The 12,478-nt window shown below is 51.9% G+C and carries 4 protein-coding genes; all 4 read left to right on the forward strand.

The window, feature by feature from the left end:
- The first annotated feature begins 32 nt into the window (after positions 1-32).
- The 4 genes from AAE484_RS17125 (at position 33) to AAE484_RS17140 (ending at position 12,431) form a co-directional block, all read left to right on the forward strand.
- Positions 33-9,989: an Lcl domain-containing protein gene (locus tag AAE484_RS17125; protein ID WP_341939657.1), complete on the forward strand. Its 9,957-nt coding sequence runs from the start codon at positions 33-35 to the stop codon at positions 9,987-9,989.
- A 980-nt stretch (positions 9,990-10,969) separates the two neighbouring features.
- Positions 10,970-11,866 carry an RHS repeat-associated core domain-containing protein gene (locus tag AAE484_RS17130; protein ID WP_445928870.1) on the forward strand — a complete coding sequence of 299 codons (897 nt, stop codon included), beginning with the start codon at positions 10,970-10,972 and terminating at the stop codon, positions 11,864-11,866.
- Between the two features lie 154 nt (positions 11,867-12,020).
- Complete coding sequence (locus AAE484_RS17135; RefSeq protein WP_341939659.1) at positions 12,021-12,209, forward strand: hypothetical protein; 189 nt, start codon at positions 12,021-12,023, stop codon at positions 12,207-12,209.
- 6 nt (positions 12,210-12,215) lie between these two features.
- Positions 12,216-12,431 carry a hypothetical protein gene (locus AAE484_RS17140; RefSeq protein ID WP_341939660.1) on the forward strand — a complete coding sequence of 72 codons (216 nt, stop codon included), beginning with the start codon at positions 12,216-12,218 and terminating at the stop codon, positions 12,429-12,431.
- Positions 12,432-12,478 lie beyond the last annotated feature (47 nt).

Genomic DNA, 12,478 nt, shown 5'->3' on the forward strand with positions numbered 1-12,478 from the left:
CAGAAGTTGGCCACTGTGGCCTAGCTCTACTTATGGCCCCTGTTAAAAATGGGGGGATTACCGTTCCGCTGACGGCGGGCGAATATCGGTTCTCCTATCGCGTTGCTGGACATGACGGCGATGAACGGTTTCTTCTTCAGTCTGAAGATGGGCTCAGTACATATTCGACTGTGGCGTTTGAATCTACCGGAAACTGGCAGAACTGGATAACGGTAGATACTACGGTTGAGCTGGATTCGGATATCGACTCTGTCAGGCTTTATGCCGTGGATGGTGAGTGGAACATTAACTGGTTTGAGGTTACGCCGCTACAGCAAAGCGCTTCAAGCTCCGCGAACGTCAGTTCCTCTGCGGCATCCAGTATCGCGTCTTCCGATACCAGCTCCATCGCTTCTTCCGGTTCTCGTAGTTCCGAACCCTCTTCTGTTTCAAGCGATGCCTCGGCCTCCTCCGGCGAATCCTCTTCATCGTCAGGCGGTGGTGAGCTCATGCGCCGGATTGAGGCCGAAGACTACCTCAACATTGACGGGATGCAGGTAGAGCCCACTGAAGACGTGGGAGGTGGAGAAAATGTTGGCTGGATAGACACTGATGATCGGATATCGTATCGCGTATACCTCCCCGAAGCGGGTGAGTACAAGGTTCGCTTTCGCGTAGCCGGCTGGGGAGAGACCCTGGATCGATTCGTGCTTGAGTCCGATGATATTGAGGGGCTGTCCCATGTGGTTACTTTTGAAGGAGCGGGCGGTTGGCAATCATGGAAAACTGTCGAGGGATTCGTAGAGCTACCTGAAGGGGAATTCACTTTAGTGCTAAGGTCTCTGGACGGTGATTGGAATATCAATTGGCTTGAATTTGAACTTGCTTCAGGAGAGAGATCGTCTAATAGCTCAATCCAACACTCATCGAGCTCGGAATCCAGCTCGGTGTCCTCCAGCTCATATTCTAGTAGCGAGGCTTCCTCATCGAGTTCCTCTTCAATCCAACCCCCTACTCAATATATGATCTTTACTCTAACGGACGGTTTTGGGAGCATAGAGCCACAACAAATTAATGTGGACGAAGGTGGTTCAGCGTCATTCACTGTAAGGGAAAATGACGGTTACACGATTGAGTCGGTTTCGGGTTGTGATGGCACGCTAAGCCAAGACAGCTACTCAGTATCGGGATTGTGGTCAGACTGCACAATCGAAGCGACTTTCAAGTTGCAGCCTAGCCAGCCGGGCGACATTATTGATGAGCGCTATAGAGTCAATGAGGATGATCCCGGTGTTGTCACGGACCTGGAAACAGGGCTTGAGTGGAAGAGGTGTCCAGAAGGGGCAGAGTGGGGTGGCTCCGAATGCGAGGGAGAGGGTGAGCGCTATGAGTTAGAAGAGTCTCAAAGCTTAACCTTTGAGAATGGCTGGCGCATTCCGTCACGAGAGGAGCTTGAATCTATAATCTATTGTAGTGCTGGTGTAAGTGACGGTGGAGAAGCTGACTTGTCGAAGTGTGAACCAGGTTCGCAATCGCCAACGTTGAACTTACGCGCGTTTCCAGGTGCTCAGCCAGACTCGCTCTATTGGTCTGGTACCCCGACGGCAAAGCTGGATGACTCTTTTTGGGCAGTCAGCTTCTCTGACGGGGCTACCCAGTCGCTCACTTTAGCGGAATACGATTCGTACGGTGAGGTTGAATCCTATTTTAAAGCTAACCTTCGTTTGGTCCGAGGTGATACGGGAAGTCAGTATAATCTTTCCATTGAAAAGAAAGGGGAAGGATCCGGAGAGATTATTGTTGATCAGGAGGGTGTAGATTGTGGAGATGGTTGTCTACTAGAAGTTCCAGCTGAAAGCAGAGTAGAAGTCTTGGCGGTACCTGACCCGGGGGCGGTATTTGCCCGTTGGAGTGGGGCATGTCGAAATACTGATGATGTCTGTGTCGTTGATGTAAATGAGAATCAGGAAGTGAATGCACATTTTCTGAATGATCGCTACGAGTTTCCTGCTTCAGGCGTGGTTCTTGACAATGAAACAGGACTGGAATGGCAGCGATGTACCTATGGACAGGAATGGACCGGCGTTACCTGTGAGGGATCGGTAGAGAAAGAAGGGTGGCAAAATATAGAAGATAAATTTTTTCCTGGGGGATGGAGACTTCCAACGAAAGATGAACTGGCTTCTATTGTGTATTGTGACTCTGGAAACCCTTCTTTTGAGGGGGATTATAGAGGTCCGTGTCATAACGAGTACACGTCACCTACCATTGCAGACTGGGCCTTTCCAAATACATGGAGAACAACCTATTGGTCTTCCTCCACGTATGGTGGGGTTCCTGTTGTGAGAGATTTTGAAAACGGGAAAGCAGGATACCTTGAGGTTTCCACGGGTTTAGCCTTTCGTTTGGTGCGTGACTCGGTGCCCCCTGAGTCCGTTCAAGTTGATGTGAGTGTTTCGGGTAACGGTGAAGGCTCAGTCATAACTGGTGATGCGACATGCGATGACACCTGTGTTTCGGGTTATTCGAATGTAAGCTCCATTGTCTTTGAAGCGGTTCCGGAGGATGGGTTCGAATTCTATCAGTGGGACGGTCTCTGCGAAGGGTATGAGCCTGAGTGCGAAGTAAAAAACTGGCACGAGGTCGAAGAGGTTGTTGCAATATTTATTGATGACAGGTATGAAGTCAGAGGAGAGAGCGGTGGCGTAATCTATGATTCGACGACGGATCTGGAGTGGATGCGTTGTAGTTATGGTCAGGAATGGGATGGTAATACTTGCTCTGGAAGTGTCGTACCGTTGGTGTCTTCGGAAGCCAACTCAATAGCTTCAGAAATGGGGTGGCGAGTTCCTGCTCATGAAGAGTTGAGGACTCTGCTCTTTTGTAGCACAGGTGTTAGATCATTCTGGGGTAAACATGAGGATAGGTGCTACTCTATCGGCCAAGATGTTCCGACTATTGCTGAAACATACTTTCCAGAAACGAAGAACGAGGAGTACAGGACTACCGCTTATATACCAAGCGAAGGGTGGTCCGCTTCAAAGTATAGAACGGTTGACTTTAAATACGGTGAAAATAGAATCGTTTATTCTGGCGACAAAGAGAACGTCAGGTTTGTTCGTGGAGGAGACAGTTTCCCGACAAAGACGCTCTCACTGAGTATTTCCGGAGCGGGAGAGGGGAGCGTTGCCGTTGACTATGGGGAGAGGGAGAGTTGTGATGATGCAGGGTGTGAGATCCTGATACCCGAGGGAGCTTCAGTTACTCTATCTCCATATAGTGGGAATTACAGCTCAGTGTTTTCTCGTTGGGACGGACCATGCTCAGAAAACGCTGAAGAGTGCACCTTTGTCATGGATAGCGATCGCGAGGTAACAGCTCATTTTAATCTTGTTTCTCCGTTTTTGGCGTCTTGTCCTTATGAAGATATAACTTCCGATTGGAATTATGATGCAATCAAACCCGAGAACGATATTGCCTGGAATGCTGGACGCAAGTTTGATGTGAACTCTATTGAATCTGCCTTCAACTATGCGAGGTACGTTGATCCATCGGTTCATACATATTTGAATATGCCCGATCAAGATCAGTGGGACGGGTGGAGTCTCCAGAAGAAAGGGCTCTATTTAGTTAACGCTGAGCGATTAGCGCGTGGGTTGAAGCCGTTTTCTGGCATGGACTCGTCAATACAGAAGGCAGCGCAGAGCTACTCTGATTACATTTTGAGCAGCAACCAAGTGATAGGCCATTACAACGATGGTCGAACACCGCTCCAGAGAATGCTGACCGACGACTATGTGAGATCAAACGCGGACCCATTTATAGGAAAAGTGGAGTCGGTCGCCAGCTTCCGGAAACCCGACCGGTCTGTAGACGAAGATCAAGCACTTGTGAGAGCCATCTATGGCTGGTTGTACGAAGACAAAGAGTGGTACGAAGACTTTGGTCTTACTGAAGGAGAAAATTGGGGTCATCGTGAGCACCTGCTGCAGCCGGGGCTTCAAGAGAATCACGGTGAGGCTTCATCTGAAGGGGTGGTCGGTTTTGGAGTCGCCACCGGATTATATCAGCCCGGTAATGACGCGCCTTCAACCTACGGTGCTGTCACTGTCTTTAAAACGATTGATCAAGGTGCTGCCTGGAGCGATGAAAGAATTCAGGCCTTCGATGTTGGTGGTTCCCAGGGGTGCCTACCTTATAGGTTAAAAGTCAGGAACAAATACTCCTACCACTTGGATGACCTTGTAAGTCTGTCTGTCAGCCCCTCCAATATACATTTGGCGGAAGGTCAAAATCATGTTCTTCAAGTAGTTGGAACATATGAAGACGGTGAGCAACGTGATCTTTCAGATGGAGTCTATTTCAGTGGCAACGCGTATTCCGTCGCCAACTTAGTAGATGGGGCTGTTGTTGGCCTTCGTCCCGGCCACGCCACTCTCTACGCTCAAGTAGACTCGTTGAAATCCAATAGGGTTCATGTGACGGTCGGAGAAGGTCTGGACGGAGACTCCCTATCAGATACCGAAGCCGGCTCCGTAGTACCGTACTTGGCAGATAACGCAACCCTTCCCGCGGCTCTACCCGACATGGAGGAGGAAAGCGTTGAGGCCGGTTTTGATCCCAAGTCGATGGCGGTCTATACCGGTATCGCACACGATCGATACGGCGTGCCGATGTCGGGCGTACAGGTAAGCTTTCTGAACGCGAGAAACTATGGCTCCGTTGTGACAGGTACCGACGGGCGATTCATAATAGCGGGCCCCGCAGGCGAACAGACATTGGTGTATAAGAAGCCGGGGTATCTTGTAATTCAGCGCTCTGCCATTGCGGCCAGCAGCCAATGGGCGTCCCTGGAGACGGTGACTCTGTTGGAGCGCGATAGCAAAACGACAACCATTGATCTCTCGATCGAAGATCCTCAAGTCCACGAGTCCAGCGTTATATCGGACGAATTCGGTGACCGTAAAGCAACAGTGGTATTCAACGGCATTACCTCTGCTGTTATCCGCTCCGCTGATGGCTCGGAGCGGCCGGTTGAGCAGTTCGAGTTTAGCGCAACAGAATTTGAAACACCCGCCTCCATGCCCGGAGAACTTCCCCGGGAGACGGCATTTACCTGGGCGTCTGACCTGCATGTGGACGGCGCTCACTATACGGACTCCGTTCACTTTAATGGCAGTGTCGTCATGTTTGTCGACAATTTCCTGAATTTTGATGTAGGCGAGATCGTTCCCATCGGCTATTTTGACAGACGCGTTAGCGAATGGGTTGCGTCAAGCAATGGTGTCGTCGTCGAGCTCCTCGACTCAGACGGCGATGGTGTTGTCGATGGGCTGGATTATACGGGTGACGGCCTTCCGGACGACTTGAATGGTAATGGCGACACTGGAGATGAGCCTGTCGGGTTGGACTCCTATTCCGCGGGTGACACCCTCTGGTGGGGAAGTTTTAACCATATGACGCCTATGGATTACAACTGGGGCGCAGGTGACGGCGAAGCGCCGGAAGACGTAGAACCAGAGTTGAGCGAAGAAGATGAGTACGACGCGGGTTGTGTCGCTACCGGATCCTACGCTAAGCCGTATCAACAGTCCTTCCATGAAGATATTGATATAGCCGGATCAAATGCGACCTTGCATTACAGTAGCCAGCGCACTCAAGGCTACCATCATAAAATCCGGGTAGCCCTGAGCGGTGATGATTTGCCAGTGATTCCGGTGCGAATGATAGCCCGATTGGATATTGCCGGTCATGTCTTCGAGAAAAGCTTCGATCCTCAAGTCGGTTTGGAGGCGGAGTTCCTGTGGGACGGCACTCATCCCGATGGCACTATCGCAAAAGGAACCGTCAATGGAAGGGTGAGCCTGGGGTATGAGCATTCAGTGAAGTACCTGAGCGCAGGGAATGCCGCCTCGGAAGAGCAATCCTTATCGGAGTTCCCGGTTGCCTGGGCCGTCGAAGGTGATTCGGAAACCCTGGTCTCTTCTCGAGAGAACTTTATTGCCTGGCGTCAGAGAGGTATCTCTATCAAGAATACCTATGACACGCAGCTGGCAGAGGGTTGGTCGCTATCGGCAGTTCATGAATTGGGTCCGAACTCACAAGGGTTGGTTTACCTTGGCAATGGTGGGGTGCAGACCATCGCTACGCCTTCCTTGATACTGAGAACCGGGCAGACCTTCAGCTACGTGGACGGCGATGACGGTTATTACCAAGCCGGTGGCAAGGGTATTGATTACACCATTACCAGCGATAATATCCTTCAGGATCGGGTGACCGGCCTGCAATGGCAGAACGTGCGCAGGCCGCACCGCACCACCAGAAAGCTGGAAGCTGGACAATACTGCGATGACTTGGATCTGGCCGGTCAGATCGACTGGCGCCTCCCCACACCCAAGGAAATAGGGTATAGCATCGACAAATCCTCTGGGGATGCGTTGCGGCGGATTCACAGCTTGTCGCGGGCTCGTGAACTATGGACCCGAAGTACCCTGAACGTTGACGAGCGAGAGTTGGCGGCGGTCTGCGTCCGGGGCGTTGAACTGGATCTACAGAACATTGACGCGCTGGAACGCAACGAGACGGACCAGGTTGCGGTTGATCAAGACAATGGCTTGATGTGGCAAGATGGTCCTGATAACGCCTCCCTGGAGCTGGATTGGTTCGATAGCATCGACTATTGTGAAACCTCCCAGCACGCGGGCTATGACAACTGGCGTCTTCCGAATATCAATGAGCTCTTGTATGTTCTGCCGAACTCAGTATTCCAGCATCAGACCAGCTTTCCTGATGACACACCCTGGAGCCCGACGGCGCCTGAGCGCAACCCGTATTGGAGCTCTACCACCAATATTGCCGATGAAGATCAGGCGTGGGCCATTGAGAGTCTCGGGTTCAACAGCGAACGCTTTGAAAAGGATGACACTTACCACGTCCGCTGCGTCCGTGACGATAGCACCTCGTCGCGATCGCCTTTCCGGTTCAATGGCGACGGCCAACACACCGCAACCATCGACCTCAGTAGCGGTACTGAGCTCAGCAATCTGGAGTACGACGACTCCGGCCGCGTTGTTCGAATTGTGGACCAGTTCGGCAATGCACTGACGGTTGAGCGGAACCACGAAGGAACACCGGTGCGTATCGTAGCTCCCGATGGTGAGGTGACGGCGTTGAACGTGAATCAGCAGGGCAACCTCACCGAAGTTCTTTATGAAGACGACACCCGCTATCAGTTCAGCTATGGGAACGGAGGCCTGCTGACTGGCAAGACTGATCCAAACGGGCATGACTACGATCGCGACTACGACGGATCGGGTAGGCTGACGATGGCTCGCGATTCAGAGGGAGGATTCTGGGACCTCTTCGATGAGCGGCTGGGAATCGGCTGGGACCGCTACGGTTACGAGACCGCCGAGTCAAACCGGCATGTAACCGAACGTCGTGTTCTGGATAATGGCGATGTCGAAGTTACCACCACTGACAAGACCGGCGCTCAGAGCACAGTCCTGCGCAGCGCCGATGAGCTGACTGAAACCATCACGGCCTATGGCATGACCACGGTTCTTGAGAAGGTTCTGGACCAGAAGACCCAGCGGCCCCGAACTGACACCATTACCGTCACCACGCCCGACGGCCTGGCCAGCACCACAACCCTGGACAAGGTCTATGGAGAGAATGGCGCAGACACATCCCGCTACACCGTCACCGCCAGCCAGAACGGAAAGCCCGTCGTGACCGAAGTCAATAGCCGCTCGGGCGTCACCAAGACCACCTCAGCCGAGGGACGGGTGAGGACGCTGCATGCCGACCCCGAGACATTGCTGATGCAGCGGGTGGAAACGCCCGGTCAGCACGAGCGCGAATACGATTACGACAGTCGAGGTCGCCTGATCGAAGAGCGGGTGGGTGATCGTACGACAACATACACCTATGACGATATTACCGCTTTGGGGCAGCTGACCAGAATTACAGCGCCCGATGGGTTGCCCACCCATTTTGAGTACGACCTGTTGGGGCGGGTGACCAAAGTAACCTACCCGGATGGCAACAGCACCGTCACAACGTACGACGCCAATGGCAATGCCACCCGGGTTACGGTGCCCACCTCGGAGGACCACACCTCGGCGTTCAACGGTGTCAACAAGGTCGCAACGGAAAACCGCCCGGAGACGGCGCCGACCCGCTACACCTACAACCTGGAGCGCCAGCTGACGCAAGTCGAGCTGCCTTCAGGAGAGACCATCGACCATATCTACGAAAACGGTCGCCGGGTCAGAACGGAAGCCCCGGAGGCGCATACGCATTACCATTACCAGCACGGCGATCAGCTCGCCCGTGTTGAGCGAGGCGCCGAGAAGGCTCACTATGGCTACGATGGCACCTTGCAGACCGAACTGCGCTACGAAGGGCTGGTGAACGCCACCCTTGGCTACGGGTACAATGCGGATTTCCAGATAGACAGCCTGAGCTATGCCGGGGCGAGCACGTCAGTCGGCTACGACGATGACGGACTCATCACCGCGATCAACGGCTTTGACCTGACCTACGACGCCCAAAGCGGCTTCCTTGAAGAGCTCAAGGACGGGAACCTGACCCAGACCTGGCAGTGGAACGGTTATGGTGAATCCACCGCTGTGGACTACTACCAGTCGGGCCACAACACCTACGGCTACAGTCTGGAATACAATACAGCCGGTCAGATCGACCGAAAAACCGAACAGGCACCCGACGGCGGTTTATCGACCTACGAGTACGACTATGACGACCGCGGCCGCCTGGCGGAGGTCATCAAAGATGGCGTGATCGTGGAAGCCTACGCTTACGACGCCAATGGCAACCGGAGCCTCCAGACCAGCACCGAAGCAGGCGTGGAAGCGGAGTCCGCCACCTATACCGCCGGCGATCAGCTGGAGAGCCGAGGCAACACCAGTTACAGTTACGACGCCAATGGCCGACTCGGCGGCAAGGTTGAGCAAACCGACGCCGGCCCGGCCGTGACCACCTACGTCTACGGCAGTCAGGGGCAGCTATTACAGGTCGATACCCCGGACGAGTTCATTGAATATCGCCATAACGCCCTGGGCCAGCGAGTCGCGAAACTCATCGACGGTGAAATCGTAGAACGCTACCTGTGGCAGGACCTGACCACCTTGCTGGCCACCTATGATGGCAGTGGCAACCTGAAACAGCGATTTGAGTACACGGTGGGCCATACACCCACCAGCTTCACCCAGGGCGGTCAGCGGTATTATATTCAGACGGATCACCTGGGTAGCCCCAGAGCTGTTACCGACAGCAGCGGTACGGTCGTCAAGGCCATCCGTTACGACAGCTATGGCAATATTACCGATGACAGCAATCCGGACTTCCAGATACCGTTTGGGTTCGCGGGAGGCCTACGTGATGCCCACACTGGGCTGGTGCGCTTTGGGTATCGGGATTACGATCCAGAGACCGGGCGGTGGACGGCACGGGATCCGATTGGGTTTGCGGGCGGAGACAGTAATCTTTATGGGTATGCTTTAGGAGACCCCGTTAATTTTATTGATCCGCTTGGACTGTGGAGCGTGGGGGACCCACTTCCACAAGGGCTTGTGAATGCATCAGCGGGATTTGGTGACGGACTCTTGAATGCCGTCACGGTGGGCGTATGGAATGGAGATGCGGTGAGAGGTGGTCTAGGTATGGATGCCGCTGTAAGCTCAGGTTCGAGCGAATATCAAAGTGGCAATTTAGTGGGCTCAGCTGCCGGAACCCTAGTTGGTGTAGGGGGTGCGGCTAAATCGGGGTATAGTATTTATCAGGCGAGACAGCGAGCTATGGCTTGGCGATCAAATAGTAGAACCTCACGAAAAACAAGGGAGCGGAAAATCTATGAAGCTGGTACCTATAGGCCGGCGGTTTCTACAGGGATATTTTCAGTTGTAGGTGCGGAAGGGACCTCATCTTGGTTGGATTTGATTGATCACGTAACCGAAGGGGGTGAAAATGCCGAGGGCTCGTGCTGGTAAATCCGATACAGTGTTCTTTTTTCTAATTTGCGTCTTTTTTATTATCTGGGGAGGGTTGGATTTAATTCAGTCGTTTTTGAAAGGGGCGACCTCTGCCCCCATGTCAGGACGCGAAGTGGCGTTCCAAGGAAATCCATTGGTATTTTTAGCGATAACATTTTTCAAGTCGGCAATATTTTTCTATTGCGTATATTACGTTTATCAATGTTCCATGTTATGTGTTGAAAAGTGGATACATAAAAAGAAACGGGCCCGTCGACTACATCGAACAAAGTAGTTTTACTTGTAAAAAATATACCGATTATGAAATTTCTTACTTGTATTTATATATTTCTTTCTGGAGTTATGGTTCTTTCGAGCTGTCGTACGGCCGAGATTGTTGGTTACGTCCATGATCCATCTGGAAGGTTTTATAAAGAAAAGAATTTTGGGGCTGATTATCTTGAAAAATTCAAAGACGAAGGAATTATCTTCGTTCTTTACGTAAAGAAAGCTCGGGAAAACAAGTACTTGTTATGGCTTGGGTTGTACTCGCGCGAAAAAAGTTGGTAACCCTCATTGAATCCCGGGTTTTGAATGATGATTGGGTAAAGAAGAGTAAATTGGATAGAGAGGTGGTGAGTCGATATACTTTTTGAGTGTCATCATTTCCGCGCCCTTAGTGCTGTATATTTTTAAATATTGATTTGTGATATACGTAGTTATATTCTTTGTTGGCGCATGGATTTTGCCTTCTCTTTCTTATAGGAATAGAAGGTTTAGATCCTGTGTTTTTGGCTGCGTTACTGGGTATGTATTATCCGCCTTGATAGGCTTCATATTCTTTGGGGTGTCATAGAGCTATTTGAATATTAAAGATCTACGACAGGGATTTAGCCAATCAAACGGGCTGCTTCCTCCTCACACCCAAGGAAATGAGGTATAGCACTTTTGAATACGATCTTTTGGGGCGGGTGACCAAAGTAACCTGACCGGATGGCATCAGCACCGTTACAAGATACGGCGCCAATGTTAATCGGGTCCTTAAAACGAGCAACGAAGCCAGCCCAGCCGTAACCATCTACGTTTACGGCAGCCAGGGGCAGCTATTACCGGTGGACACCCCGGACACGTCCATTGAATATCGCCATAACGCCCTGGGCCAGCGAGTCGCCAAACTCATTGATGGTGAAATCGTAGAGCGCTACCTGTGGCAGGACCTGACCACCTTGCTGGCCACCTATGATGGCAGCGGCAGCCTGAAACAGCGGTTTGAGTACACGATGGGTCACACACCCACCAGCTTCACCCAGGGCGGTCAGCGGTACTATATTCAGACCGATCACCTGGGCAGCCCCAGAGCTGTTACCGACAGCAGCGGTAGCGTTGTCAAGACCATCCGTTACGATAGCTACGGCAATATTACCGATGACAGAAATCCGGAATTTGATATACCGTTTGGGTTCGCGGGAGGTCTACGCGACCCGGATACCGGACTGATCCGGTTCGGGTATCGGGACTATGATCCAGAAACCGGGCGGTGGACGGCGCGGGATCCGATCGGGTTTGAGGGTGGTGATCCTAACCTATATGGATATGTCCTCAAGAATCCAATAAGCTTTAGAGATCCTTATGGTCTGGCTCCATGGTGGGCTAGCCCATTGGCAGCTGTGACTGCTGTAGTGGGAGGCTCGCTTATGGTTGCCGGTGGTACGGTAGCAGCCCCTGTAGGTCTCGGGCTTGTCGTTGTTGCAGGTGGATTGCAAATATGGGATTGGGCCACTACGCCAACGGAGCAGGCGGAAGAGGCAAAGGAGAAGGCTCGAGAACTGGAGGAGAATATGGATAAGCTACAGGATAAGATTGATTCGATAGACGGCGGAGATTCTTGCAGCTAATGGCTGCCTAAAAGATTGGGGCTATATATGAAACTAGCGAAGTCTACTAGAATAAACCAGAATTATATTCTATATCTATATGTTTGTCTTAGCTTTTTTTCTTGGGGCGATAGTTATTATTGCAATCGAAGTCCACCTTCCGGGAACTAAGGATATGCTAGTTTTTATTGTTGGACAAGATAAGAGCAGCCTGATTTATGATCTCTTCCAAGGTTTTTATGTCAGGCTAATTGCCAGTCTGTCTGCGCCATTGGTGTTATCTAACGTTTTTTTAGTTGTTATGTGTGTGCGATATAAAAGGCTTGAAGAAGAAGTTTATCGTGAGTACAAAGGGTGGGAATAAAAATTCTTGATTCGTCGACCATCCTACGAAGACGCTCGCCGGGGCAGAATGGAAGCGAGCACGCACTACCACTACCAGCAGGGCGATCAGGTCGCCCGTGTGGAGCGAGGCACCGAGCAAGCACCCGACGGCGGTCTATCGACCTACAAGTACGACTACGACGACCGCGGTCGCCTGGTGGAGGTCATCAAGGATGGCGTGATCGTTGTAGTGGTCAACTAATTCCGGACAATAAGTTAGATGGATTTTCCGCTTTTGCCGGTGGCACG

It is taken from the genome of Marinimicrobium sp. C2-29, assembly GCF_038419845.1.
Lineage (GTDB): Bacteria > Pseudomonadota > Gammaproteobacteria > Pseudomonadales > Cellvibrionaceae > Marinimicrobium.

Coding starts and splice junctions, on each gene's coding strand:
- AAE484_RS17125 (WP_341939657.1), top strand. CDS start 33: ATGGCCCCTGTTAAAAATGGGGGGATTACCGTTCCGCTGACGGCGGGC.
- AAE484_RS17135 (WP_341939659.1), top strand. CDS start 12,021: ATGCTAGTTTTTATTGTTGGACAAGATAAGAGCAGCCTGATTTATGAT.